The sequence below is a fragment of the Xanthobacter aminoxidans genome (assembly GCF_023571765.1).
Classification (GTDB): domain Bacteria; phylum Pseudomonadota; class Alphaproteobacteria; order Rhizobiales; family Xanthobacteraceae; genus Xanthobacter; species Xanthobacter aminoxidans.
Genome location: NZ_JAMJXC010000003.1, coordinates 249915 through 276207 on the forward strand (window position 1 = coordinate 249915; position 26293 = coordinate 276207).

General features: G+C 66.1%; 24 protein-coding genes. 17 read left to right on the top strand and 7 right to left on the bottom strand.

Features of this window, described 5'->3' with window-relative positions:
* Nucleotides 1-145 precede the first annotated feature (145 nt).
* The 9 genes from gmd to EJ105_RS06635 all read left to right on the top strand — a co-directional run bounded on the left by gmd (nucleotide 146) and on the right by EJ105_RS06635 (nucleotide 12388).
* Complete coding sequence (gene gmd, locus EJ105_RS06595) at nucleotides 146-1228, top strand: GDP-mannose 4,6-dehydratase (RefSeq protein WP_250165703.1); 1083 nt, start codon at nucleotides 146-148, stop codon at nucleotides 1226-1228.
* Nucleotide 1229: 1 nt separating this feature from the next.
* Nucleotides 1230-2186, top strand: coding sequence for a GDP-L-fucose synthase (gene fcl / locus EJ105_RS06600; protein WP_250165704.1), 957 nt, complete (start codon nucleotides 1230-1232; stop codon nucleotides 2184-2186).
* Between the two features lie 38 nt (nucleotides 2187-2224).
* The gene (locus EJ105_RS06605) at nucleotides 2225-3508 is read left to right on the top strand and encodes a WcaI family glycosyltransferase (protein WP_250165705.1); all 1284 of its coding nucleotides are present in this window, start codon (nucleotides 2225-2227) and stop codon (nucleotides 3506-3508) included.
* Nucleotides 3509-3755: 247 nt separating this feature from the next.
* Complete coding sequence (locus tag EJ105_RS06610) at nucleotides 3756-5240, top strand: hypothetical protein (protein ID WP_250165706.1); 1485 nt, start codon at nucleotides 3756-3758, stop codon at nucleotides 5238-5240.
* Between the two features lie 55 nt (nucleotides 5241-5295).
* Nucleotides 5296-7050: a DUF8769 domain-containing protein gene (locus tag EJ105_RS06615; RefSeq protein ID WP_250165707.1), complete on the top strand. Its 1755-nt coding sequence runs from the start codon at nucleotides 5296-5298 to the stop codon at nucleotides 7048-7050.
* Between the two features lie 72 nt (nucleotides 7051-7122).
* Nucleotides 7123-8586 (top strand): D-glycero-beta-D-manno-heptose-7-phosphate kinase, encoded by a 1464-nt coding sequence (gene rfaE1 / locus EJ105_RS06620; RefSeq protein ID WP_250165708.1) that lies wholly within the window; start codon nucleotides 7123-7125, stop codon nucleotides 8584-8586.
* Nucleotides 8587-8720: 134 nt separating this feature from the next.
* A complete protein-coding gene (locus EJ105_RS06625) occupies nucleotides 8721-9713 on the top strand; it encodes a glycosyltransferase family 9 protein (RefSeq protein ID WP_250165709.1) in 993 nt (330 codons plus the stop codon).
* 73 nt (nucleotides 9714-9786) lie between these two features.
* Nucleotides 9787-11073 carry a lipopolysaccharide biosynthesis protein gene (locus EJ105_RS06630; RefSeq protein WP_051679279.1) on the top strand — a complete coding sequence of 429 codons (1287 nt, stop codon included), beginning with the start codon at nucleotides 9787-9789 and terminating at the stop codon, nucleotides 11071-11073.
* A 115-nt stretch (nucleotides 11074-11188) separates the two neighbouring features.
* Nucleotides 11189-12388, top strand: coding sequence for a glycosyltransferase (locus EJ105_RS06635; protein ID WP_250165710.1), 1200 nt, complete (start codon nucleotides 11189-11191; stop codon nucleotides 12386-12388).
* Nucleotides 12389-12472: 84 nt separating this feature from the next.
* On the opposite strand, the gene EJ105_RS06640 is transcribed toward EJ105_RS06635, so the two are convergent.
* The gene (locus tag EJ105_RS06640; RefSeq protein ID WP_250165711.1) at nucleotides 12473-12961 is read right to left on the bottom strand and encodes a disulfide bond formation protein B; all 489 of its coding nucleotides are present in this window, start codon (nucleotides 12959-12961) and stop codon (nucleotides 12473-12475) included.
* A 336-nt stretch (nucleotides 12962-13297) separates the two neighbouring features.
* On the opposite strand from EJ105_RS06640, the gene irrA reads away from it, so the two are divergent.
* Entirely contained in the window at nucleotides 13298-13783 is a 486-nt protein-coding gene (irrA, locus tag EJ105_RS06645; protein WP_197023077.1) for an iron response transcriptional regulator IrrA, read from the top strand.
* A gap of 66 nt (nucleotides 13784-13849) precedes the next feature.
* On the opposite strand, the gene EJ105_RS06650 is transcribed toward irrA, so the two are convergent.
* From EJ105_RS06650 to acnA, 3 genes are all read right to left on the bottom strand, one after another.
* A complete protein-coding gene (locus EJ105_RS06650) occupies nucleotides 13850-14221 on the bottom strand; it encodes a DUF2794 domain-containing protein (protein WP_250165712.1) in 372 nt (123 codons plus the stop codon).
* Nucleotides 14222-14703: 482 nt separating this feature from the next.
* A complete protein-coding gene (locus EJ105_RS06655; protein WP_250165713.1) occupies nucleotides 14704-15435 on the bottom strand; it encodes a DUF1223 domain-containing protein in 732 nt (243 codons plus the stop codon).
* Nucleotides 15436-15627: 192 nt separating this feature from the next.
* Nucleotides 15628-18324: an aconitate hydratase AcnA gene (gene acnA, locus EJ105_RS06660; protein ID WP_250165714.1), complete on the bottom strand. Its 2697-nt coding sequence runs from the start codon at nucleotides 18322-18324 to the stop codon at nucleotides 15628-15630.
* A gap of 176 nt (nucleotides 18325-18500) precedes the next feature.
* On the opposite strand from acnA, the gene ccmA reads away from it, so the two are divergent.
* Nucleotides 18501-19109 carry a heme ABC exporter ATP-binding protein CcmA gene (gene ccmA, locus EJ105_RS06665; protein ID WP_250165715.1) on the top strand — a complete coding sequence of 203 codons (609 nt, stop codon included), beginning with the start codon at nucleotides 18501-18503 and terminating at the stop codon, nucleotides 19107-19109.
* Nucleotides 19106-19777, top strand: a complete 672-nt coding sequence (gene ccmB, locus EJ105_RS06670) for a heme exporter protein CcmB (protein WP_284145332.1) — start codon at nucleotides 19106-19108, stop codon at nucleotides 19775-19777. Before ccmA ends, ccmB begins: the two co-directional genes overlap by 4 nt.
* Before the next feature lie 25 nt (nucleotides 19778-19802).
* On the opposite strand, the gene EJ105_RS06675 is transcribed toward ccmB, so the two are convergent.
* Nucleotides 19803-20159 carry a winged helix-turn-helix domain-containing protein gene (locus EJ105_RS06675; protein WP_024278780.1) on the bottom strand — a complete coding sequence of 119 codons (357 nt, stop codon included), beginning with the start codon at nucleotides 20157-20159 and terminating at the stop codon, nucleotides 19803-19805.
* A gap of 142 nt (nucleotides 20160-20301) precedes the next feature.
* Between EJ105_RS06675 and EJ105_RS06680 the strand changes: the two genes are divergently transcribed.
* The 3 genes from EJ105_RS06680 to EJ105_RS06690 all read left to right on the top strand — a co-directional run bounded on the left by EJ105_RS06680 (nucleotide 20302) and on the right by EJ105_RS06690 (nucleotide 23249).
* Nucleotides 20302-21222 carry a LysR family transcriptional regulator gene (locus tag EJ105_RS06680; protein ID WP_250165716.1) on the top strand — a complete coding sequence of 307 codons (921 nt, stop codon included), beginning with the start codon at nucleotides 20302-20304 and terminating at the stop codon, nucleotides 21220-21222.
* A 236-nt stretch (nucleotides 21223-21458) separates the two neighbouring features.
* On the top strand, nucleotides 21459-22664 hold the full coding sequence (locus EJ105_RS06685) for an NAD-dependent formate dehydrogenase (protein WP_250165717.1): 1206 nt from the start codon (nucleotides 21459-21461) through the stop codon (nucleotides 22662-22664).
* A gap of 78 nt (nucleotides 22665-22742) precedes the next feature.
* Entirely contained in the window at nucleotides 22743-23249 is a 507-nt protein-coding gene (locus EJ105_RS06690; protein WP_250165718.1) for an HPP family protein, read from the top strand.
* Nucleotides 23250-23384: 135 nt separating this feature from the next.
* Here the strand turns inward: EJ105_RS06690 and EJ105_RS06695 are convergent, their stop codons facing one another.
* Together EJ105_RS06695 and EJ105_RS06700 are read right to left on the bottom strand one after the other, a co-directional pair.
* On the bottom strand, nucleotides 23385-23807 hold the full coding sequence (locus tag EJ105_RS06695) for a hypothetical protein (RefSeq protein WP_250165719.1): 423 nt from the start codon (nucleotides 23805-23807) through the stop codon (nucleotides 23385-23387).
* Between the two features lie 65 nt (nucleotides 23808-23872).
* On the bottom strand, nucleotides 23873-24490 hold the full coding sequence (locus EJ105_RS06700) for a TetR/AcrR family transcriptional regulator (protein WP_250165720.1): 618 nt from the start codon (nucleotides 24488-24490) through the stop codon (nucleotides 23873-23875).
* Between the two features lie 83 nt (nucleotides 24491-24573).
* On the opposite strand from EJ105_RS06700, the gene EJ105_RS06705 reads away from it, so the two are divergent.
* The gene (locus EJ105_RS06705) at nucleotides 24574-25269 is read left to right on the top strand and encodes a DUF4336 domain-containing protein (protein WP_250165721.1); all 696 of its coding nucleotides are present in this window, start codon (nucleotides 24574-24576) and stop codon (nucleotides 25267-25269) included.
* Nucleotides 25270-25389: 120 nt separating this feature from the next.
* Nucleotides 25390-26286: a glutamate racemase gene (gene murI, locus EJ105_RS06710; RefSeq protein ID WP_250165722.1), complete on the top strand. Its 897-nt coding sequence runs from the start codon at nucleotides 25390-25392 to the stop codon at nucleotides 26284-26286.
* Nucleotides 26287-26293 lie beyond the last annotated feature (7 nt).

The following is a 26293-nucleotide window of genomic DNA, read 5'->3' on the forward strand; positions in this document are numbered from 1 at the left end:
ATGCGGCCCGCAGGCGCAGTCGCGCTGCGAGGGGCTGGGACGGGGCTTCATCCTGCGGATTTGGGTGGGGTCTTGTGGTGTGGGGCGGATGGGGTTGAGCGGCTTCGTCCTGCTTCGGGGGTGACGCTAGTTTATGAGGCGATTCATGTCTGTGCAGGTTCCGTCGAACGGAAAAGTTGCTCTTATCACCGGCGTGACGGGTCAGGATGGGGCCTATCTATCGGAATTGCTGCTGTCCCAGGGCTATGTCGTTCACGGCATCAAGCGGCGCTCGTCGTCCTTCAACACCGGCCGCATCGAGCACATCTACCAGGACCCCCACGAGGGCGACGCCCGCTTCATCCTGCACTACGGGGACATGACCGACTCCACCAACCTGATCCGGGTGGTGCAGCAATGTCAGCCGGACGAGATCTACAATCTTGCCGCGCAGAGCCATGTGCAGGTGTCGTTCGAGACGCCGGAATACACCGCGAACGCCGACGCCATCGGCGCGCTGCGCCTGCTGGAGGCGATCCGCATCCTGGGGCTCGAAAAGAAGACTCGGTTCTATCAGGCCTCCACGTTCGAGCTTTATGGACTGGTGCAGGAAGTGCCGCAGTCCGAGACCACACCCTTCTATCCCCGCAGTCCTTATGCGGCGGCCAAGCTCTACGCCTACTGGATCGTGGTAAACTACCGTGAGGCCTATGGCATGCATGCCTCCAACGGCATCCTGTTCAACCATGAGAGCCCGCTGCGCGGTGAGACCTTCGTCACCCGCAAGATCACCCGCGCAGTCGCGGCGATCAGCCTCGGGAAGCAGCAGAAGCTCTATCTCGGCAATCTCGACGCCAAGCGCGACTGGGGCCATGCGCGCGAGTATGTCCGCGGCATGTGGCTGATCCTCCAGCAGGAAACCCCGGACGACTATGTGCTTGCCACCGGCGAGACCACGGAGGTCCGCAAGTTCGTGGAATGGGCGTTCGAGGACGTGGGTCTCCATCTGGAATGGCGTGGCAGCGGCGTCGACGAGAAGGGCTATGACAAGGCGTCCGGCCGCTGCCTCGTGGAGGTGGACCCGCGCTACTTCCGCCCGACCGAGGTGGACCTGCTCATCGGCAACCCCAAGAAGGCCCACGAGAAGCTCGGTTGGACCCACGAAACCTCCGTGCGCGATCTGTGCCGCGAGATGGTCCAGGAGGACCTGAAGGTGATGCAGACGGCGACCGTCATGAAGGAAGCCTGACATGGCATCCTACGCGCTCCAGGGGAAAAACGTCTGGGTGGCCGGCCATCGGGGCATGGTGGGGTCGGCGATCGTTCGGCGGCTCGCTTCGGAGGGGTGCGACATCATCACCGCGTCGCGCGCCGACGTGGATCTGAAGGATCAGGCCGCCGTTCGCGCCTTCGTCGAGCGGGTCCGGCCGGACGCCGTATTCCTCGCTGCGGCGAAGGTGGGGGGCATCCTCGCCAACGACACCTATCCGGCCGATTTCCTCTACGATAACCTGATGATCGAGGCGAACATCATCGAGGCGTCCCATCGTTTCGGTGTCGAGAAGCTGCTGTTTCTCGGCTCGTCGTGCATCTACCCGAAGATGGCGCCGCAGCCCATCACCGAGGACTCGCTGCTGACTGGTCCGCTGGAGCCGACCAACGAATGGTATGCGATCGCCAAGATCGCCGGCATCAAGCTGGCGCAGGCCTATCGTCGCCAGCACGGCAGCGACTTCATCTCGGCCATGCCCACCAATCTCTACGGGCCTGGCGACAATTTCGATCTCAATTCCAGCCATGTGATGCCGGCCCTCATCCGCAAGGCGCACGAGGCGAAGCTGCGCGGCGACAAGGAGATCGTCATGTGGGGCACGGGCACGCCCCGCCGCGAGTTCCTCCACGTCGACGATTGCGCGGACGCCTGCGTGCTGCTGATGAAGACGTATTCGGGCGACACCCACGTCAACGTGGGCTCTGGAGAGGACGTGACCATCCTCGAGCTGACCCGCACGGTCTGCGACGTCGTCGGCTTCACCGGAGAGATCGTGCACGACCTGTCCAAGCCTGATGGCACGCCGCGCAAGCTGATGAGCGCGGACAGCCTCCGGGCATTGGGATGGACACCTTCCGTCCCTCTGCGAGAGGGCATCGCGGCGAGCTATCGCTGGTTCCTGGAGAATCAAGGCGAGCTCAGGGCCGCGAGCTGAAGCGGCGGCGAGCGGCGCAGGTCATGGACGGATTTTGAATGGGCAAGCTTCTCGTCTCGGCCATGAACCACGCACCGGAACTCACCGGCTGCGGTAAATACACCGGAGAGCTGGTGGCGCTCATGGTCCGCCGTGGCCATGAGGTTGAGGTGGTGACTGCACCGCCCCATTATCCCGGCTGGACGGTCAAGGCGCCGTATCGCAACCGCTACTCCACCGAAGTGTTGGACGGCGCGCGCCTCTATCGCTGCCCTGTCCTGGTGCGCGCCGCCATGGGCGGCGTGTGGCGGCTGATCGCGCCGATGTCGTTCGCGCTCACTTCGGCTCCCGTCACGCTGTGGCGGGCCCTGAGCCTTAGGCCGGATACCGTTCTGTCTATCGAGCCGACCCTGTTTGCGGCTCCGTTCGTGCTGCTTTCGGCTTGGCTCGCCGGCGCGCGCACCGTGCTCCATGTACAGGATCTCGAGGTGGACGCGGCCTTTGCCGTCGGGCACCTCGGCGGGGCAGGGGGGCTGAAGCGCCTCGCTGCCGCCTTCGAGCTGTTCTGCCTGTCGCGGTTCGACACCATCGTCACGATCTCCCAGCGCATGGCGGAGAAGATCGCCGAGAAGGGCATTCCCGAGGAGCGCATTGCATTGGTGCGCAACTGGGTGGATCTCGGTCACATCCGCCCGTCGCCGACGGATTTTGCCTATCGCGAGGAACTGGGCCTGCCGCGTGATGCCTTCGTGGCGCTCTACTCCGGCAACGTCGGACCCAAGCAGGGGCTCGACGTGGTGGTCGAGGCGGCGCGGCTGCTGGCGGACCGGAACGACATCGTCTTCGCCATCGCCGGCGAGGGGCCTTCCCTGGAAGGCTTGCGGCGTCAGGCCGCGGACCTTCCCAATGTGCGTTTCCTGCCCTTCCAGCCCTATGCACGCCTGTCGCAATTCCTGAGCGTGTGCGACCTGCATCTTCTGCCTCAGCAGGCGAGCGCGGCAGATCTGGTGCTGCCGTCCAAGCTCGGCGGCATGCTGGCGAGCGGGCGGACGATCCTGGTCACCGCGGAGCCCGGCACCGAACTGGCAGATTTCCTCGCTGGGGCCGCTACCCTCGTGAGCCCGGGAGACGCCGGGGCGATGGCCGATGCCGTGCGGCGCCATCAGTCGGGCAGCCTGCCCGACACGAGCGTGCGGTGTGGTCAGCTTGCCGCGACATTGTCCGAACAGAGCGCGATGGATAAACTCGAAGACCTGTTGATGCCGGCAGGGACCGGCGATCGTCAACGTGATGCCCGTAGCGAACGGGATAAACCGCAACGCAGCAGCCCGCACGGCGCGTGAAGCAGCCGTGCTGCTGCACGTGCGGGCGCCAAGACAGGTTGCGTGATTTCGGCCGGTGCACGGCCCTACGGTTGCGTTAAGGCATCGCGCGTTGCCATGCCTCGTTTTGGGACACTTTCGGGGTAGGTGTGTGATAATATTGGATGTTGTGTCTCGTTTCGTAAGTGGTGCTTGTCTCGGCTCCATGCAGGGCGTTGCAATCATCTACTGAGTGTTCTGCGCCGACGGTAAGGATGGAAGGAAAATAATGAGCGCCTTTTTGCGGACGTCCTATTGGCTCGTGCTGATAGCCGGCGCGATCGCCCAGGCGTTCCTGGGAGCCGATCCGGTCGTCCTTGGCGTTATGGTGGTCATATGCTGCTTCGAGCCGGCCATCGTTCGCGGCCAGCCGATGCGTTCGTCCGACGTCATGATGCTCGGACTGATCATGTATTCCGGGTACTTTCCCATCCTCATCAAGACTGCGCTTGGACAGGCCGTTGACGAAAATCTCACCGATCCGGTCAATTCAAGCATCGTGCATTTCCTGGGATTTGCCTCGGTTTTTGTCGGATATCTGCTTTCGTATCGGTTTACTGCGGTTTCCCCCTTCATATCCAACTTGGCGGCCGTGCTGACGGACGACAAGAAGTTGAAGGCGTGTGCGGTCGTCTGTTTCCCGATCGGTGCGGCCGTCACTGTCGCGCATATCATCTTGCGGCCGGCCGCCTCGCAGGTCTCGGTTGATGCGGGCGATTCCGTTGGCTTTCTCGGGAATTTCTCGTTTATCGCGAACTTCGCCCTTATCTGCCAGGCCGCCTTCGCCTTCGGTCTGGGCGGAGGCCGGCGTCGAGGCATGGTATTTTTGAGCTTCATGTTGCTCACCTTCATGGTTTTGTCTGTGTTGGGTAACGTGAAATACATCTTTGTTTCTTGTATATTGTCGATTATTTTTATAATTATATTTTCGCGCCATACCGTAAATGTCGCGAAAGAGGCGGTCGTTGGAGCGATTATATTCTTCGTTCTCGCCTTTTATATTTCTCCTATCATCCATCTGTCGAGAGATGCGTCTACCACGCAGACGATCAGTGAACGCGTTGAGCTCGCACTGGGCTGGCTGGATCGCGTGGACTACAATCCGTTCGAGCTGCAGGAGAGGGCGGAAGCGAAGCTGGCCGTGTATGGCTCCTTCCGCGATCCGTCACTGAACTATCTGTTTCCGAGCACGGCCAATCTGGATCGCTTCTGCATCATCCAGCCGGTGGATCAGGTCGTCTCCCGATCCGAGTTCTTCGGCATTCAGGGCTTTGAATCCTTCCAGGGCCTGGCGTCGTCGATCCTGCCCTCCTTCCTCGTGGACAAGCTCGCCGCATCCAGCCCGGATTTCATCGCGTGGTATTACGGAATAAGAACTCCGGGCGTGGTCGGGCGCCCCGTCATCGGACTGACGGCGAGTTCTTTTGCCGTCGGGGGATATCCGGCTGCGATATTCCTGCCCGGGGTGATCATGTTCGGCGCCTTCTACCTGGTCAATCGCTTCTCCGGGCCGTTGAAGGGCAACGTCGTCGGCGTCTTCATGTTGGGCGTGTGCTTGGGCCTCATCGAGAAGGAGGCGGCTGAGATCATCGCCTTTTTTGCCCGTCAGTTTTTGATCGTGCTGGCATTTCTGTTCATCGTCCGGCAAGCGCTGGGCCTTGTGACGGCGCAGTCCGTGTCTGCAATGCCCACCCGGGTCTCCTTGAAACGCTGAGGGCGGTGCGGTGGCCTTTGGATCGGCAAAGCCGGGGATGGCGAGGAACGCTCAGATGTCGCTGATGAACCGGCGCACTGCCTTGGCTCTGTTGGGTGCCGGGGGGGTCCATCTCGGCATCCGTCCGAGCCCAGCCGCTGCGTCGGATGAAATGGCGGAATGGGGCGGCATCGATCAATGGGGACCGCGCTTCCGCTGGGACGAGACCGCCGGGCTGCTGATCACCAAGGGCGGGGGACCGGGCTACGCCACCCGCACGACCAGCGCGATGATGGTCCATCCGACCCGCGAAAGCGCGACCTATGCCGTCGCGCTCGCGGACTACGGGCATCCGCGCGCGGCGGAGCGGATCAACCGGATCGTGATGCGGCTCGCCGACGAGCAGGATACCAATCCCTTCAGCCTGACGTTCGGCACGTGGCCCTGGTATGTCGAGGAACCGCTCTCGGAAATGCGGCCGCCGGACCTCAACTGGGCCAATTTCATCGGAGCGCGGCTGTGTGAGCTGCTGTGGGACCACGGCGGGCTGCTCACCCCCGAAGCTCGCTCCAAGGCGAATTTCGTCCTGCTCAACGCCTGTGCGTCCATCATGCGGCGGAACGTTGGCCTCGACTATACCAACGTCGCGGTGATGGCGATCCGAGTGACCGGTATGGCAGGGCACCTGCTGAACATGCGGGAACTGACCAGCTATGCCGTCACGCAGATGCAGCGCTTCAGTGCCTATACGCGGCAGCAGGGCGGCCTGACTGAATACAACAGCCCAGTCTACACGGTCCTTGCGCTGACGGAGCTTGAGGCGATCGTCTACTACCTTTCTGACGAGCGGATCCATCGCGACGCGTCGGCCCTTTGGCGCGAAACGTGGGAAACCGTCGCCTTCCATTTCCATCCACCGACCCAACAGTGGGCCGGGCCGCACAGCCGGGCCTATATGGACCTTCTCGCCACCGAGGGCTGGCCCATGGTGGAGGAACGGATCGGGCGCGATGTCCCCGCGCGGTTGCGCGCATTGCAGCGCCCCCCCAAATACTCGATCCCCTGCCCGGAGGATTTGAAGGTCTATTTCACCGATGCGGCGCCACTCCCCCGCACCGTGCGAGAGCGCTACCGTCGCTTCGCCGACAATGGCGACGAGATCTGGGGCACCACATGGCTGGCGCCGGAAGCCTGCCTCGGCAGCGCATCCATCGCCATGTGCTGGGCGCAGGCCCACCCGGTGATCGGATATTGGAAGGGCGGCGCCAAGCCGGTCGTCTTCCGCGCCCGGATCATGAAGGACAAGTTCGATTTCGCCTCCTTCGGCATGCGCGCGGCCCAGAGCGAAGGCCGGGTGCTCGTGGCGGCCTATCCGCTCGTCGACGCTGGCGATCGATTTCCCAACATGTTCCGGTCGAAGGACGGATACGAGGGCTCCGAGCTGCGGTTCCGCTTCACCGTGCAGGGGGCAGGGGCCCAGGCGCGGCGGATCGCCGACGACAAGATCGAGCTGAGCGCCGGCGGTTGGAAGGCCGTGGTCTCCACCGGACCTTGTCGCTATGACGGGCGCGATGTCACCGGCCAGTGGACCGCCCGAACCGAGGGAGATATCGCCCTCGCCGAAGTGCCGGTGCCGCTCGCGGGGCGGATCAAGCTCGAAGAGCTTAAGGATACGCTGTTTTCTGCGGGGGTGTCCGTCGTGCCGGTCGCCGAGGTCGCCAATCCGCCGGCCGTTACGGTCGGCGAGGCGCACGACGCGCGGGTGGCTTCCAAATCGCTGAGCTGGGGGGATTTGCGGCTGGTCTCGCCTGCCGTTCCGGTATCGAGATGATCTGCCTCGGCCTGCAAATGCAGATCGGGATTGCATCTTCTGAAATGGTTCTAATCGCCGTGAGGAGGCGAGATGTCCGTTATTGATCAATTCGCGGGCGTGCGTGTGCTGTGTCTCGGCGACGTCATGCTTGATCGCTTCGTCATGGGGGCCGCGCGCCGCATTTCGCCGGAAAGCCCGGTGCCGGTGCTGTCGGTGACAGGCAGCACCACCATCGCCGGCGGCTCGGCAAACGTGGCGCGTAACATCGCCTCCCTGGGGGGGCGGTGCACGCTGGTCGGCGTCATCGGGGCCGATGCCTGCGGCGCGGAGCTCAAGCGCATTCTCAATGAGACGCCGGGTGTCGCGTCGACCTTCGTGGAGGTGCCGCAACGTCCCACCACCGAGAAGATCCGCTTCGTCGCCCAGGGCCAGCACATGCTGCGCTCGGATAGCGAGGACAATTCACCCGTCGCGCCTGACGTGGAGGAGGCGATCGTCACCCGGATCGCTGCGGCGCTGCCGGAGCACGATGTGGTGGTGCTCTCGGACTACGCGAAGGGCGTTCTGACGACGGACGTGATCCGGCGGGTGGTCGAGCTGGCGACACGGCGCGGGGCCCCCGTCATTGTCGATCCCAAGAGTTCGGACCTGGCGCGCTATGACGGGGCGACCCTCGTCACGCCCAATCTGCACGAGACTTACCTTGCGACCGGCATCCAGGGGGACGACGATGCGTCGGCCGTGGCAGCGGCCCGCAAAGTGCTGGCCGGCACCACGATCGGGGCGGTCCTCGTGACCCGCTCGGAAAAGGGCATGACGCTGGTGCAGCGCACCGCCGAGCCGGTCCACATTCCCACCGCCGCCCGCGAGGTGGCCGACGTGGTGGGTGCCGGCGATACAGTCATCGCGGCCCTCTCGCTGGTGGTCGGTGCCGGTGGGGACCTGCAGGAAGCGGCCTATATCGCGAATGCCGCTGCCGGCGTGGTGGTGGGCAAGCGCGGCACTGCCACCGTCTCGCGCGATGAACTCCTCGCCGAGCTGGACCGACAGAGCTACACGGACGGGAACCCGTCATCAGCCAAGGTCGTCTCGCGCGCGGAGGCGGCGGCGCAGGTCGCGGCCTGGCAGCGCCACGGGCTTGCGGTTGGCTTCACCAATGGCTGCTTCGACATCGTCCATGTGGGGCATGTGGGCATCATCGAATTCTCCCGGGCCCATTGCGACCGCCTCGTGGTCGCGGTGAATTCGGACGCTTCGGTGAAGCGGCTCAAGGGGCCGAGCCGCCCGGTCAACGGCGAAATGGATCGGGCGCAGGTGATTGCGGCCCTCGGAGCCGTCGACCTGGTGGTGGTGTTCGACGAGGACACGCCCAAGGAGATCATCGAGGAACTCCAGCCGGATGTTCTCGTGAAGGGGGCAGACTATCAGGTCTCGGAGATTGTCGGCGCCGACAGCGTGCTCGCGCGAGGAGGCCGGGTGCTGCGCTTCGAGCTCGTTCCCGGGCGCAGCACCACCAAGGTCATCAGCCGCATGACCGAGGGCGTGAGCGCCTGAACGGCTCATTCCCGCTCGGCCCGCCGGTTCGCCGCGCGGGCCGGTGCCTTCCCCCCTTCCGCCCGCGACATCGGCATCTCGCTTGCCGCCCGGCTCTAGTGGCCGCCTCAATTCTCGACAGGGTCACGTCTTCGATGAAGCGCCTGATCATCTACCGGCTCGGAAGTCTCGGCGACACCATCATCGCCTTACCCTTCTTCCGGCGTGTCGCCGAACTCTATCCCGACCACGAGCGCATCGTGCTGACCAATGTGCCGGTCTCGTCCAAGGCGGCCCCGCTGCTATCGGTTCTGGGGACCGAAATCGTGCATGGCGCGCTGTCCTATCCGGTGGGCACGCGCAGCCCGGCCGCCTTGTGGGACCTGCGTCGCCGGCTGATGGCACTCGGCGCGGATACAATGATCTACATGATGCCTTCACGCGGGGTCGTGAACGTCTACCGAGACCTGCTGTTCTTCAAGCTGTGTGGCTTCCGCAGCATCATCGGGGTTCCCTACACTCGCGACCTCGACACCTGCCGCATCTCCCCGCAGACCGGTGAGGAGGAGCCGGAATGCGAGCGCGTCGGCCGCGCGCTCGCAGCGCTCGGCCCGGTGGATCTGCACGATCCCGCCAATTGGGATCTGGCGCTGACGCCCGCCGAGCTCGCCGCGGGCCGCGGGATCGTGGCGTCCATCGCAGGCGTGCCATCCATCGCGATCAATATGGGCGGCAAGGCGGCGCAGAAGGACTGGGGCGTCGACAATTGGCGCAGCCTGCTCGGCGAGATCAGCCAGAAGCATCCAGGACATGGTTTGCTGGTGGTGGGGGCCGCCGAGGACTCGGCGCGCGTGGACGCGATACGCGACGTCTGGCGCGGGCCGCTGATCGACGCCTGCGGTGCTCTCGCTCCCCGTGAATCGGCGGCGGCGATGCAGGCCGCGCAGCTTTTCATCGGGCACGATTCAGGGCCGCTGCACCTTGCCTCCGCGGCCGGCGTGCCCTGTATCGGGCTGTTCGGCGATTTCAACCGGCCGCGCAAGTGGCATCCCTATGTGGGCCGGAACCGCACGATCCATGACATGCGGGGGGTGAGGGCGATCACCGTCGATCAGGTGGTTGCGGCGGTGGCGGAGCAAATTGGCTGATGCACCAGACTTCGCACTTCCGGTCCCCAGCGTCTTTCCCGGTGCCGAGCGGCTGCGGGAGGCTCTTTCAGGCATGAGCCGCATTCTGTCGTTCCGGCGGGTCGGGCTGACCTTCTCCGCCCAGATCTACAACCAGATTGTGATACTCGGCGTGCAGCTGGTGCAGGTGCCGTTCCTGCTCGCTGCATGGGGTTCCGAGCGTTACGGCGGTTGGCTCGTGCTTTACGCGGTGCCAAGCTACCTGACGCTGACCGACCTCGGTTTCACCTCGGTTGCCAAGAACCAGATGGTGATCCACGCGGCGAAAGCGGACCGAACCGGCGTGCTGCGCGTGTACCACAGCGTGTTCGCCCTTCTGCTGGTGGCGACGGCCGTCATTCTCGGCGCCTGCATTCTGGGCGTGGAATCGGTCTCGCTCACGACGACTTTCGCCCTCGGGCCGCTGAGCGAGAGTGAGGCCAAGCAAACCATCCTGTTCCTCGTCGGGAGTGTGGTCTGCTACCAGTTCCTGCTGCTGTTGGGCTCTGGCGTGCGCGCCAGCGGCAGGCCGGCCGCCGAAGTCATCGCGGCAGCGACGGCGCGCCTGCTCGAGGGCGTTGCGACCGTGGCGGTCGCGCTGGTTACGACGCGTGTGGAACTGGCGGCACTCGCCGTGCTGATCACGCGGATCGGAATGGTCATTGGCGTGTGGACATGGCTCAGGATCGTCGCGCCGGAAATCCGGCTTGGCCTGAAGAACGCACGCCTGGACGAGATCCGGCGCATGGCGAATCCCTCCTTCAGCTACATGCTGCTCGGGCTCGCGCAGGCCATTGCCATCCAGGGACCTATCGTTCTCCTCGGCGCACTGGCGACCACGCAGGAGACCGTGCTCTTTTCCACCTCGCGCACGCTGGCGCGCATGGGCACGTCTGCGGCGAACCTCGTCAACTTTTCCTTCGCGCCGGAGTATTCGCGCATGCACGGCGAGGGCAACCGATCCGCCTTCGCCCGCCTGCGCAAGATTCACGTGCTCATCGGCTTGGTGGGCATTCCCGCCTATGGCATCGGGCTGTGGGCGCTCGGCCCCTTCATCATGGCGCTGTGGACCCACGGCCATGTGGCCGTGGTCTATCCTTTCTTTGCGCTGATGAACGGGGCTGTGGCGGCAGAAATGCTGTGGGGCTGCCTGTTCACGCCCATCGCCGCCATCAACCGCCATGTGCGGCTGTCCTACATCTTCGTCGGCTTGACGATGGTTTGCGCGGTGCTGGCCTACAGCTGGGCCGTGTCGTGGGGCGCGACCGGGGTGGCCGCAGCCTTGTTGCTGCTGCATGTCGCCATGTCGGTGCTCGTGTTGCTGCTGCGGCCGCGGGGATGAATGCGTGCCTCATGACGCGGCCTTTGCACGGGTGCGGCGGCGATGGGGATATCGGGATTGCCGGCAGCTGCGTCGTGCGCGGCGCCGGCTCCAAACACGAGGGGTCGGGGGCTCCATGAAAAAGCGGCTGAGAATCATCGCGGGAGTCAATCCGAGCGAGGGCGGCCCCATCGAGGGCATCCGGCAGCAGGCTCCGTTCCACGCGGCGGCGGGCATCGAGGAGCATGTGGTGTCCCTCGACCCGCCGGATGCGCCATGGGTGCAGAACTTCCCCCTCACCGTGTTCGGCCTCGGCGAGCCCCTTGGTTCGGTGCCGGAATGGAAGCGGCGCCTGCCCTGGCGCCGGTACGGCTATCGTCCCGCACTGTTGCCGTGGCTGAAGGCCCATGTGCGGGACTATGACGTGGTAACGGTCCATGGGCTGTGGAACTACTCCACCATGGCGGCACGGTTGGCGCTCGTCGGCTCGGGCGTGCCCTATCTGGCCCAGACGCACGGCATGCTCGACCCGTGGTTCAAGCACAACTTCCCGGTCAAGGCCGCGGGCAAGCAGGCGTTCTGGCTGTTCAACGAGGGCCCGCTCCTGAACAATGCGGGCTTCGTGCTGTTCACTACCGAGGAGGAGAAGATCCTCGCCCGCGAGTCGTTCGGCCCCTATCGGGTGAACGAGCGCGTGATCGCTTATGGTACGTCCGACCCTGGCCCGTTGAAGCCCGAGCACGCGGAGGCCTTCCGCGCGGCGGCACCGGAGCTGAAGAAGCCCTATCTCCTGTTTCTCAGCCGGGTTCACCCCAAGAAGGGCTGCGACCTGCTCATCAACGCCTTCGCGGATGTCTGCCGCGACCGTGACGACCTGGATCTCGTGATGGCGGGGCCAGCTTCGGACGAGTATCTCGCCGAGCTCAAGGCCCAGGCCGCGCGCCATGGCATCGGCGACCGCATCCACTGGCCCGGCCTGCTGCGGGGGGATGCCAAGTGGGGCGCGTTCCATCAGGCGGAGGCGTTCGTGATGCCCTCCCATCAGGAGAATTTCGGCATCGTCGTCGCCGAGGCGATGGCTTGCTCGAGGCCGGTGCTCATCACCAACAAGGTGAACATCTGGCGCGAAGTCACCGCCAGTGGCGGCGGCCTCGCGGAAAACGACGATCTGGCCGGCACGGCCCGTTGCCTTGCCGCATTTCTTGAGATGCCGCCCGAGGCCCGCGCCCTCATGGGCGCCCGCGCGCGGGAGGCATTCCTGCGGCATTTCCAGGTCAGTCAGTCAGCCAAGGATGTCAACGCGGCGTGCCTCGACGCCATCGCCGGCCGCACCTGAGGTCCCGGAGCTGGCCTACTGCCGCAGAATGCCGACAGCATTCCCCGCCTTCGTGAAACGGGGACTGCTCTTTTCGAGGCTCGGTCAGGCCTTGCGACGGGTCGTCGCGCCGCCAAACCCGACCACCGCCAGCCCCAGCGCGATCAACGCGTTCCAACCCGCCATGGACAGCCCGAACATCCGCCACGCCGCTTCGTCGCAGCGGGGCACGCGGGCGCCCTTGAGGGCGGAGAGGACATTGCTCGTCGCCACCGGGGCGCCGGTGCAGGCCGTGGGGCCGGTCCAGAACTGCCACTCGATGCCGGCGTGGTAGATCGCCAGACCAGCGTTTGCGAGCATGGCGACGCCCAGCAGGGCGAGCAACACCCGCGCCGGTCCGGACCGGTCGGTTCGGGCGAGGAAGAAGGCGATCAGCCCCAAGGGGATAGCGGCATAATAGGCGATGCGCTGGTCGAGGCAGAGGGGGCAGGGCGCCAGCCCGACGACCAGCTGGAAATACCAGGCAGCGCTGAGGGCCATGACAGAGCCCGCCACCAGCAGCAGGGACGCGGTTTCCTTCGTGGTCGGATACAAGGCAGGCTCCGTTCTCGGTCGGCGGCAAGGTCCCGCGATAGCTTGGCGGAGGCGTCATTGTCCATGCGCTGTGCGTTGATTGACGCTCATGTGACCGGGCATGACGGAAGGTTCGATGGTGCGCCCCTACCTTGGAAATATTCTTACTCAGCCCCTCCCGTATGGCGCTGCTGTGCAGCATGGGGTATAAATTTGCTAGTCGTCTTCGGAGGCATTCGCATTGCGTTTCCCTCGGCGGCGCATATTTTGGTTTTAGCTACGAAGATTGCAGCCGAAATGACCGAGATGCCCCGCGCCCGTACCACCTTCAGCACCTCCTTCTCCCAGGGCGGTGACATGCAGGTTGAACCGATCCTTCCCGTTGCACAGCTTCGGGATGTGAATACGGCGCGTCGCACCGGCTGCCCCTTCCACGACGTCCGCGAGATGCTGAAGGAAGTCGGCCTGCGGCCGACTCGCCAGCGTCTGGCCCTCGGCTGGCTGCTGTTCGCCAAGGGCGACCGGCATGTGACGGCGGAAATCCTGCACGAGGAAGCCATCAAGGCGCGCTTCCCGGTCTCGCTCGCCACCGTCTACAACACGCTGCACCAGTTCACGGAAGTGAGCCTGCTGCGCGAGGTGGCGGTGGATGGCTCGAAGACCTATTTCGACACCAACGCCTCCGACCACCACCATTTCTTCGTCGAGGGCCAGAACGACCTCGTGGATATCCCGGCCGCGGACGTGGCTGTGAACCTGCTGCCCGAGCCGCCGGAAGGCTATGAGGTGGCGCGTGTTGACGTGGTCGTCCGGCTGCGCCGCAAGGGCACGAATCGCGCCTGATTCGCTTCTTTGTCGCTGAGGGTCAGGCCGGGCATGTCCCGGCCTTTTTTGCGTCCGGACACCGGCTCAGATGGTGCGCAGCGGCTTTTCCAGCACCGCCAGCACGCGCGGCAGTTCGTGGCCGCGCTTCAGGATGAGGCCGGTCTGCGAGACCACGCTGTAGATGCCCTGCTTGCGGGCGAGTCTGGGGTCCTTCTCGATGCGGTAGAGAGGGACGTCCATGGCGCGGCGTAAGATGCTGAACACGGCCTTGTCGCGTTGAAAATCAATGGCGTAGTCGCGCCATTCCCCCTGGGCGACCATGCGGCCGTAGAGGTCGAGAATCCGGTCCAACTCGCGGCGATCGAAGGTGACGCGGAGGGGAGCGGGGGACGGAGTGGAGGGCTGGACCGGCGAGGCACCGCGCCGCTGCAGGACTATGGGTTCGATGTCTCCCATCGGGCCTCCTTGTCCTTGTCTGGCATCACTTTCCGGCGGGGCTGCCGGGGATCGGACGCTTGCATTGCCTCATGATCCCTCCACCGGCGACCCCTTTCAAGGGCAATCCGTAGCCGGCTGCTCCCGATCGCTGGACGGCATCCGGATACCCATCACGCCAACGTCAATGGAATCACAGTGTCGCCGGATTTCGGCCAATCGCGTGCCGCGGCCGGGCGCGATCTTTCTTCGCGTAGCAGGGCCGGTTCGTGAAGCGCTCCGGTCTATCCCAGCCCCCCAGCCCCCCGGGGTGCATCCGAACCGGCCACTGCTACGCACCGACTTCAGACCCCCGATGTAGGCCATCCCCCGCGGATGGCCTTTTTTTTGGCCGGCGCGGCGACGCGGTTCGTGTGTCGAATCGACACCCGAGTCAGGGGCAGTTCAGGGGGTAAAAGGGGCCGTTCAGGCCGGTTCGACGACAGTTCGGTCCGAATGCCGGTTCAGTCGAGCGGGAAGAGGGTCGCGCCGACGATCTGTCCGGGGGTGGCCGGGGTGCCGGTCTGCACCATCACCGCCACCGCATCCATGCCATCGCGATGGATGTCTTTCAGCGGCACCCGGAAGGTGCGGGCGTCGCCCTGCCAGCGGGCCACCCGGGTCCAGCCGCGCACCACATTGGCATAGGTGACGTTGCGTCCACCGTTCTCGCCCCGGCCGATGGAGACCGACTGGGTGCGGGCGACGGGGCAGGCCCACAGTTCGGCACCATCCTCGATGGCGAGGGGCTGGGGCAGGGTGATCTCGAGGGCGTCGCCGTCCCGCTTCACCTCCACCGGAAGAGAGAGACCGCCGGAGGCACGGGCGGTCATGACGGCGCGCTGCACCGCGGCGCGGTCGCTGCCCTTGGCGGCGATCTGGCCGTCGATGACCATCTGGGGGGTGTAGATCTTCTTGTCCGGCCGCTGCTCGGCATAGGCCTTCTGGCGCAGCGAATGGCCGTGGAGGGCGAGGGTGTCCTTCCAGCCCACATAGTCCCAGTAATCCACCGAGAGGGTGAGCGCGAGCACCTGCGGATCCTTGGCGAGATCGTTCAGCAGCGCGTCGGCGGGCGGGCAGGAGGCGCAGCCCTGGCTCGTGAACAGCTCCACCACCACCTTCGGCTGGCTCTGCGCCAGCGCCGGCGAAGCGGCGAGGGCGAGGACAAGCGTGAGGGTGGAGCGGTTCAACATCATGGAGCGCAATGCGTTGTTGGAATGTGTCTCCGCAATAGCGGACGGAGGCACCGCACTCCAGTCACAAAGGGGTGCGGGGCGGTATCTTTGAGCCGCTCCAGACGCGCAAACGCCGGCCCGACAGGCATCGGGCCGGCGTTCATCACGGTTCCGTCAGCACCCTGGCGGGCGCCGAAAGATCAGGCCGAAGGTTCAGGCCGCCAGCGAGCGCAGCACGTAGGGCAGGATGCCGCCGTTGCGGAAGTAATCGAGCTCGTCCAGCGTATCGATACGGCAGATCAGCTCGACATTCTTCACGGTGCCGTCGGCGAACTTGATCTCGGCGGTGAGCGTCTGGCGGGGCTTGAGGTCGCCCTCGATGCCCTTGAGGGTGACGACCTCGTCGCCCTTGATGCCGAGGCTCTGCCAGCTCTCGCCGTCCTTGAACACCAGCGGCACGATGCCCATGCCGACCAGGTTCGAGCGGTGGATGCGCTCGAAGGACTGGGCCACCACGGCGCGCACGCCGAGCAGCTTGGTGCCCTTCGCCGCCCAGTCGCGGGAGGAGCCGGTGCCGTATTCCTTGCCGGCGAACACCACCAACGGCACGCCTTCGGCGCGGTACTTCATGGCCGCGTCGTAGATGGGAAGCTGCGCGCCGTCCGGATAGTGGATGGTCACGCCGCCTTCCACGCCCGGCACCATCTGGTTCTTGATGCGGATGTTGGCGAAGGTGCCGCGCATCATCACTTCATGGTTGCCGCGGCGGGTGCCGTACTGGTTGAAGTCCACCGGGCGCACCTGATGGTCGATCAGGTACTGGCCCGCCGGGGACGCCTGCTTGATGGAGCCGGCCGGCGAGATGTGGTCGGTGGTGATGCTGTCGAGGAACAGGCCCATGATCCGGGCATCGATGATGTCCTTGACCGGCTCCGGCTCCTTCTGCATCCCGACGAAATAGGGCGGGTTCTGCACGTAGGTGGAGGCGTCCTGCCAGGCGTAGGTCTGGCCGGTGGGCACGGCGATCTTCTGCCAGTGCTCGTCGCCCTTGAAGACGTCGGAATACTTTTCCTTGAACATCTTCTTGGTGACGTTCTCGCGGATGTACTGGGCCACTTCCTTGTTGGAGGGCCAGATGTCCTTGAGATAGACCGGGTTGCCGTCCTTGTCCGTGCCGAGGGGCTCGGTGGTCAGGTCGATCTGGAGCGAGCCGGCGATCGCATAGGCGACGACCAGGGGCGGGGAGGCGAGGTAGTTCGCCTTCACGTCCGGGTTCACGCGGCCTTCGAAGTTGCGGTTGCCGGAGATCACGGCGCCGGCCACGAGGTCGTTGGTGTTGATGGCCTCGGAGATGGCTTCCGGCAGCGGGCCGGAATTGCCGATGCAGGTGGTGCAGCCGAAACCGACCAGGTTGAAACCGAGCTTGTCGAGGTCGTCCTGCAGGTCGGCGGCCTTGAGATAGCCTTCCACCACCTGCGAGCCGGGCGCCAGCGAGGTCTTCACCCACGGCTTGGAGCGCAGGCCCTTCTTCACGGCCGCTTTGGCGAGGAGGCCGGCGGCGATGAGCACCGAGGGGTTGGAGGTGTTGGTGCAGGAGGTGATGGCGGCGATCACCACGTCGCCATGGCCGAGCGTGTAGTCGGCGCCGGAGACGGGAACGCGCTTGGCGGCCTCACCGGGCTTCTTGAACTCGCCTTCCAGCGCGGCCTGGAAGCCGGCCTTGGATTCGGAGAGCAGCACGCGGTCCTGCGGGCGCTTGGGGCCGGCCATGGACGGCAGGACGGTGTCGAGGTCCAGCTCCAGCGTATCGGTGAACACCGGGTCCGGGGTGTCCTTCTTGCGCCACATGCCCTGGGCCTTGGAGTACTTCTCCACCAGCTCCACGCGGCTGTCCTTGCGGCCGGTCTCGTCGAGATAGTCGATGGTCTCGCGATCCACCGGGAAGAAGCCGCAGGTGGCGCCGTATTCCGGGGCCATGTTGGCGATGGTGGCGCGGTCGGCGAGGGAGAGGTGCTCAAGGCCGGGGCCGTAGAACTCGACGAACTTGCCCACCACGCCCTTCTTGCGGAGCATCTGGGTGACGGTGAGCACGAGGTCGGTGGCGGTGATGCCTTCCTTCAGCTTGCCGGAGAGCTTGAAGCCGATCACCTCGGGGATGAGCATGGAGATGGGCTGGCCGAGCATGGCCGCCTCGGCCTCGATGCCGCCCACGCCCCAGCCGAGCACGCCCAGGCCGTTGACCATGGTGGTGTGCGAGTCGGTGCCCACCAGCGTGTCGGGATAGGCCACCTCGACCTTCTTGCCGTTGATCTCTTCCTTGCGGGTCCAGACGGTCTGGGCGAGGTATTCGAGGTTCACCTGATGGCAGATGCCGGTGCCGGGCGGGACGACGCGGAAGTTGTCGAACGCGTTCTGGCCCCACTTCAGGAAGCGGTAGCGCTCCTGGTTCTGCTTGTATTCTTCCTCGACGTTCTTGCCGAACGCCTTGTTGTCACCGAAGAAGTTCACGATCACTGAGTGATCGATGACCAGATCCACGGGAACCAGGGGGTTGATGCGCTCGGGATCGCCGCCGAGGGCCACCATGGCGTCACGCATGGCGGCGAGATCCACCACCGCGGGAACGCCGGTGAAGTCCTGCATCAGCACGCGGGCGGGGCGATAGGCGATTTCCTTTTCCGCCTTGCCGCGGTTGTTCACCCAGTCGGCGACGGAGATCACGTCTTCCTTCGTGACGGAGCGACCATCCTCGAAGCGCAGCAGGTTCTCGAGCAGCACCTTCATGGAGAAGGGAAGCGCGGAAATGCCCGGAAGGCCATTCTTCTCCGCCAGCTCGAGATCGTAATAGACGTACTCTTTGTCGTCTACCGTCAGGGTTGTGCGGCACTTGAAGCTGTCGAGGGAGGTCACGGCTGGAAAACTCCGGTTCGATGATCGACCGAAACAGCACCTCCTTTGACGGTGGAGGTCTTTTCTCCACCACCTTGGACGGCGCGGCTGCGGGCTTTATAGAGCCATTTCAAAGCGCGGTCATGCGATAACAGCGTTGAATGTGCAATGCACCAAAAGGCAGGGGTCGGCAACGCATGACTGTCAAGGCGCTGGTAGGGGATAACCTTTCCTGCCGAAGAGGATTCAACCTTCTGTTCGAGGGCCTCGCCGTGTCGGCGGCGGGCGGGCGGGCGCTCGTGGTGGTCGGGCCGAACGGGGCCGGCAAGTCCTCGCTGCTGCGCATCCTCGCCGGTCTGCTGGCCCCCACCGCCGGGACGGTACGCCTGGATGGGGGCGGGGAGAGTGTCGGCGAGCATCTGCATTATCTCGGGCATGAGGATGCGGTGAAGGGCGCGCTTACGGTCGCCGCCAACCTCGCCTTCTGGCGCACCGTGCTGGGCGGCGGCGGGCTGGAGGTGGAAGAGGCGCTGGAGGAGGTGGGCCTCGGCGGCCTCGGCCGGCTGCGCGCGCAGGTGCTCTCCGCCGGCCAGAAGCGCCGCCTCGCCATCGCTCGCCTGCTTGTCGCCAAGCGTCCGGTATGGGTGCTGGACGAACCGACCACGGCGCTGGACGTGAAGGCGCAGGCCCGCTTCGCCGCCTTCGGCCGCGCCCACCTCGCCGCCGGCGGCCTCCTCATCGCCGCCACCCACGCGCCGCTCGACCTCGGTGAGACGGACGAACTCTGGCTGGGAGGCCGCCCATGATCGCCGCCTTCCTTGCCATCGTGCGCCGGGATCTGGCGCTGTCGCTGGGCGCCGGCGGGGGCGCGGGGCTGGGCGTGGTGTTCTTCCTCTCCGTGGTGACGGTGGTGCCGTTCGCGGTGGGGCCGGACCTGGTGCTCCTGGCGCGCATCGGCCCGGCGATCCTGTGGATCGGCGCGCTGCTGGCGAGCCTCATCGGGCTGGAGCGCCTGTTCGCCTCCGATGCGGAGGATGGCTCCCTCGATGCGCTCACCCTTTCCGCGCTGCCGCTGGAACTCACCGCCGCCGCCAAGGGCCTCGCCCATTGGCTCGCCACCGGCCTGCCGCTGGTGCTCGCCGCGCCGGTGCTGGCGCTGATGCTGAATCTGGAGCCGGCCGCCATCGGCGCGGTGGTGCTGACGCTGCTGGTGGGCACGCCGGCCGTGACCTTCCTCGGCCTCATCGGCGCGGCCTTCGCCGGGGCGTTCCGGCGGGGCGGGCTTTTGATCGCGGTGCTGGTGATTCCCCTCACCATCCCGGTGCTGATCTTCGCCGTCTCGGCGACTCAGGCGGCGGTGGTGGGGCCGGTGCCGTTCGGCACGCCGTTCCGCGTGCTGGCGGGGCTCGCCCTGTTCGCGCTGGTGCTGGGGCCGGTGGCGGCTGCGGCGGCGCTGCGGGCGGCGCGGGCCTAGGGCCGGCCGCGCGGAGTTTGCGGGATTATTCGGCGGCGGTGGGCGTGGCGGCGAGTTCCGCTTCCAGCTCCGCCACGGCCGCGCGCGTTGCCGCATCGGCGGCCTTCTCGATGGCGCGATAATTGGCGACGACCGACTGCCCCAGCGCCGTGAGCGCGGTGCCGCCGCCGTGCTTGCCGCCGGAGCGGGCGGAAACGAGCGGGGCGGGGAAGAGCGTGTTCAGCTCCTCCACCAGCTCCCACGCCCGGCGATAGGACATGTCCATCTCGCGCCCCGCCGCCGAGATGGAGCCGAGCGCCTCGATCTTCTCCAGAAGCTCGATCTTGCCGGGGCCGAGCCGGCCTCCGGGAGCAAGGTCGATTCTCACGCTCAGCGACGCCATGGAACCTCACACACGCAATCGCGCATCGGAACGCCCGGCGCTGCGCTGTATCCGCCGCGCGCAGCTTATCAAACCGGAGGGTGCCTTGTCGTTATTCCCTTCGATATATAAGATCGACTCGCAGAACAGGAAGGGCACACACATGTTCATGCGCCAGCTCGAATATCTGGTGGCGGTGGCGCGCGAGGGGCATTTCGGGCGGGCGGCGGAGGCCTGCCGGGTGTCGCAGCCGGGCCTGTCCGCCGGCATCCGCAAGCTGGAGGAGGAGCTGGGCCTGCCGCTGGTCATCCGCTCCCACCGCTTCCTCGGGCTCACGCTGGAGGGCGAGCGGGTGCTTGCCTGGGCGCAGCGCATGGTGGCGGACTATAACGGCATGCGGCAGGACCTCTCGGATGCCGCCACCGGCCTGTCCGGCACGCTGCGCATCGGCGCCATTCCGGCTGCCATCCCCGCCTTGCCGGCGCTGGTGAACGGCTTCTGCGCCCGCTATCCCAATGTGCGGGTGCAACTGCTCTCGCTCGCCTCCACCGCCATCCAGCGCGGGCTCGACACGCTCGATATCGACGCCGGCGTCACCTATTCCGAGAACGAGCCGCTGACCCGCGTGCGCTCCCTGCCGCTCTATGACGAGACCTATGTCTTCGTCACCGCCGCCGGCGCCTTCTCCGGACGCAATTCCATCGGCTGGTCGGAGGCGGCGGCGCATCCTTTGTGCCTGCTCACCAGCGACATGCAGAACCGGCGCATCGTCGACCGCATCCTCGCCGAGGCGGGGGTGGCCTCCAATCCGCGCATCGAGGCGAACAGCTTCCTCGGCGTGTGGTCTCTGGTGCGCTCGGGGGCGTGGTCCGGCATCGTGCCCCACACCTATCTCGAAACCTTCGACGCGCCGGACCATCTCGTCGCCGTCCCGCTGGTGGACCCGGTGCACAGCCAGAGCGTCGGTGTCGTGACCTCGGACCGCGACCTGCAATCGCCGCTGGCCGGCGCCTTCATGCGCCATGCGGCGCGTCGGATGGGCGAGAGCGTCGCCCGTCCGCCGGCCCTCACCGCCTGCGCCTGAGGGGGCTTATCGCAGGCGGCTATCAATCGTTGCCGCCAAACGATTGGACCGGCCGCCGCCCCCGTCCTTAACTCGCAAAAGCCGGACGCGACCTGCGCCGGCCTCAAGATGGAAGCGCGGCGCGGTGGCCTCAGGCCGCCCCGCGGATCGTCCCACATGCGTCCCGTTCCCACCGGCGCCGGCCTCCCCACCCGGCGATCGCGGACGCGCGCCTCCATCGCCTCAAGGAGGAAACCATGGCCAAGGTTCTCTGCGTTCTCTACGACGATCCCATCGGCGGCCTGCCGAAGACCTATGCCCGCGACGACCTGCCGAAGATCGATCATTATCCCGGCGGCCAGACCCTGCCGACGCCGAAGGCCATCGACTTCATCCCCGGCACCATGCTCGGCAGCGTCTCCGGCGAACTGGGGCTGCGCAAATATCTCGAAGCCAACGGTCACACGCTGGTCGTCACCGCCGACAAGGACGGCCCGGATTCGGTGTTCGAGCGCGAGCTGGTGGATGCGGACATCGTCATCTCCCAGCCGTTCTGGCCGGCCTATCTGACGCCCGAGCGATTCGCCAAGGCCAAGAACCTCAAGCTCGCGCTCACCGCCGGCATCGGCTCGGACCATGTGGATCTGCAGTCGGCCATCGACCGGGGCGTCACCGTCGCCGAAGTCACCTATTGCAACTCCATCAGCGTCGCCGAGCACGTGGTGATGATGATCCTCGGCCTGGTGCGCAACTATCTCCCCGCCCATGACTGGGCACGCAAGGGCGGCTGGAACATCGCCGACTGCGTGCAGCACTCCTACGATCTGGAAGCCATGAGCGTCGGCACCGTGGCTGCCGGCCGCATCGGCCTCGCCGTGCTGCGCCGCCTCGCGCCGTTCGACGTGAAGCTGCACTACACCGACCGCCACCGCCTGCCGGAAGCCATCGAGAAGGAGCTGAACCTCACCTTCCACGCCACCCGCGAGGAGATGTACCCCCACTGCGATGTGGTGACGCTGAACTGCCCGCTGCATCCCGAGACCGAGCACATGGTGAACGAGGAGACGCTGAAGCTGTTCAAGCGCGGCGCCTACATCGTCAACACCGCGCGCGGCAAGCTGTGTGACCGCGACGCCATCGCCCGCGCGCTGGAGAGCGGCCGGCTCGCGGGCTATGCGGGCGACGTGTGGTTCCCGCAGCCGGCGCCGGCCGATCACCCCTGGCGCACCATGGCGTGGAACGGCATGACCCCGCACATGTCCGGCACCTCGCTCACCGCCCAGGCCCGCTATGCGGCCGGCACGCGTGAAATCCTCGAGTGCTTCTTCGAGGGGCGCCCCATCCGCGACGAGTATCTCATCGTTGAGGGCGGCAACCTCGCCGGCGTCGGCGCCCATTCCTACTCCAAGGGCAATGCCACCGGCGGCTCGGAGGAGGCGGCGAAGTTCAAGAAGGCGGGCTGATCCGCCGGCACGGCGGCGGTTCTTCGGGTCGCCGCCGTGCCATCGCCGTCGTCCTCCCGCTTTTCGGGTGCTTGTCCCATGACGTTCCTTTTTTCCGGGTCAGGAGCCTCCGGCCAGGGGGCGCCGCTGGCCCGGCGTGCGCTTGACGCCGGCCTTGCCGGGTTCGGGGCCTTCCTGGCGATTCTCCTCCTCGGCCTCGTTCAGGATGGCTCCGGCATGCTCCTGCTGATCGCGCCCTTCGGCGCAAGCTGCGTCCTCGTCTTCGCAATCCCCCAAAGCCCGTTGGCGCGGCCACGCAATGTCGTTGGCGGGCATGTGCTGTCCACGGCCGTTGGCGTTGTCGTGCTGGCTTTTTGCGGCGCGGCGCCCTGGGCGGTGGCCATGGGCGTTGGTGTCGCCGTGGCCGTGATGCTGCTGACCGACACCTTGCATCCCCCGGCGGGGGCCGATCCCATCGTCGCCATGCTCATGGGGGCGTCCTGGACGTTCGCCCTGATGCCGGTTGCGGTGGGTGCCATGGCCATCGTGCTGCTCGCGACCGGCTTCCACCGATACGTGACGCGGCGTCCCTATCCGATCCGCTGACGCACCAAAAAATGGCACCGGGGGCCTTTCGGCTCCCGGTGCCGCCGTTGCGAGATGCCACACGAGAGATGGGAAAACGGGATCGGAAAAACAAACGGATCAGGTGGGGTCGGTCGCTCGGCAGGAAAGGGGGGATCAGTTGAAGACGGGGGCCGCCTCGCCCGTGCGGCGGATGCTGGCGTGGGCGGCGGCCAGCGTCTGGAGCTGGCGACCGCCGAGGGCAAAGGACACCTCGAAGCCGTCGGGCGTGGCGAGGGTGAGGATCAGTGTGGAGGGCTCGGACGCCTGCTCCACCCGCACCATGTGCGCGGGATAGACGAGGCGCAGGCTCTCGTCCTTGTATTGGGCGCGCAGCACCTCGGCCATCATCTTGGGCAGGGTCATCACCAGCGCGCGCAGGCAGTCCGACGGCAGGTTGAGCGACGCGCTGGAGCCATCCGGCTGGCTGAAGCTCATGCGGAACCGGCTGCCATCCACCGCGACGTCGAACGACAGGAGATCCTGCCCGATGATGTCGTCCCGCTGGAGGCTCTCGTCCGTCATGGCGTCGGTCTTCATGGCGTCGATCCAGCCCCGCTTTGGCAATGTAGCTATATTCGTTCAGATATAGCGCATGTCAAGCGTCAACGGCGCTGACGTTTCGGCGGGGCGGGGACATCCTGATCCGTTCTGGCGCGCCCGATGCCCTCCACCACGATCCGGATCAGGCGCACAATGTCTTTCGCGTCGAACGGTCCGCCGGCCAATGCCGTCAGCATCGCCTGACCGTAGACGCCCAGCAGCACTAGGCTCATGAAGTTGGCGTCCTCATCCGCGCGGATCACGGCCTGGCGCTGACCGAGCAGCAGCACATCCCGAACCAACCCTTGAAAGGACGACCGATCCGCGGGCGGCTCCAGGCGCGGCCGCTCCGCTGGCGCCAGCGCCAGTCGGGCGAGTGAAGGATTGGCGAGGCACCAGCCGGCGCTGTCCAACAGGATCGTCTCCAGCAGGCCCAGCGCATCCTCGCCTGCCGCCATACGGGCGCGATAGCCCTGATCCTGCGCTTCGGCCCGCGCGATCAGGTGGTGCGCGATCTCCTCCTTGGAACCGAACAGGTTGTAGACCGTCTTGCGGGTCAGCCCCGCGCGGGAGGCGATCTCCTCCACCGATGCCGCCGCGAAGCCCTTTTCGCGGAACACGCGGTCGGCGGCATCGAGGATAAGGCCGCGCGACCGGTCGGTTCGCTTGACGCTGGGCATAATTATACTCATGTGTAATTTTATACAGACGTGTATGCCAATCTGCGCGCGCGTACGCGCCCTCGCAATCGAAAGGTCGCCGCATGACGGCTTTGCAGGCTTTCGGGCCGAACCTCTGGATCGCCGACGGGCCGGTCGTCACGGCCGGCGGCGGCTTCCACTATCCCACCCGCATGGCGGTGGTCCGGCTGACGGAAGGGTCGCTGTTCATCTGGTCGCCCGTCGCGCTGTCCGATGCGCTGCGGCGGGAGGTCGACGCCCTCGGTCCCGTGCGGTACCTGATCGCTCCGAACACCCTGCACGACCGGTTTCTCGGCGAATGGCAGGCGACCTATCCCGCCGCCCGCATCCATGCCGCCCCGGGGCTTCGCCAACACCGCCCGGACCTCCATATCGCCGTCGATCTCGGCGAAGAGCCCCCGTCGGACTGGGCTGCCGACATCGACCAGACGCCGATGCATGGCAATCTGATCACCACCGAGGTGCTCTTCTTCCATCGTCCCAGCGCCACGCTCCTCGTCACCGACCTCATTCAGCACTTTGCGCCGACCTGGTTCACCGGCTGGCGTGCCTGGGTCGCCAAGATGGACCTGATGACCGCGCCCGAGCCGCAGGTTCCGAGGAAATTCCGTGTCGCTTTCGTGGACCGCGCCGCCGCCAGAAGGGGGCTTGAACGCATCCTGGAATGGCCGGTCGAGCGCGTGGTGATGGCGCATGCTGATCCCGTCCATGCCGATGGCCGCGCCTTTATCCGGCGCGCTTTCGGTTGGCTTGCTTGAGCGCGGCTTCCCGTCTTCAGGTCGTGCGCGAGCAGCAGGCGTCATCCCAACCGCCACCACGCTCACCCTTCCTTTACGATGGCGCGGTCACAATCTCGCCTGCGCTATTGAGGATAAGCCATGGCACACGCTGCCATCGAGAGTTCCGCCGTGACCTCCCTCGCCGCCCCGCTGACCGCGACCGCGTCCCATCCCGGCGTCGCGCCGACCATTCTTGTGTTCGATTCGGGGGTGGGCGGGCTGTCCGTCTTCCGCGAGGTGGCCAAGGCCCGGCCGGATGCGCGGCTCGTCTATGCGGCGGATGACGCGGCCTTTCCCTATGGCGCGCTCACCGACGACGTGATGCTGGAGCGCGTCGGCCATGTGGTGGACCGGCTGATCGCGGATGTTTCGCCCGATCTGGTGGTCATCGCCTGCAACACCATTTCCACGCTGGCGCTGCCGAGCCTGCGCGCGCGCCATGCGCTGCCCTTCATCGGCACGGTCCCAGCCATCAAGCCGGCCTGCATCGCTTCCCGGACGAAACGGGTGAGCGTTCTCGCCACCCCCGGCACCGTGCGGCGGGACTATACGGCCGGCCTCGTGCGCGAGTTCGCGCAGGGCTGCGACGTGGCCCTCGTGCCCAGCGACCGGCTCGCCGGCCTCGCCGAGGCAGCCATATCAGGCGATCCGGTGGACGATGAGGACATCGCCGCCGAGATCGCGCCCTGCTTCGTCTCCGCCGGCGGCCGGCGCACCGATACGGTGGTTCTGGCCTGCACCCATTATCCGCTGCTGGTGGACCGCTTCGAGCGCCTCGCGCCGTGGCCCGTCACCTGGATCGATCCCGCGCCCGCCATCGCCCGGCGGGTGACGCAGCTCATCGGCCCGGCCGTTGCGCCGCCCGATACGGCGCCGGTGCGCCTCATTTCCACGCTGCGGCCATTCGAGCCAGAGCGTGTCACCGCCATCGTCGGCCGCACCGTGGCCGATCCCGAGGTGCTGGCCTCCGCCCGGCCGTTCGCCTCCCCCAGCTGATCCCGCC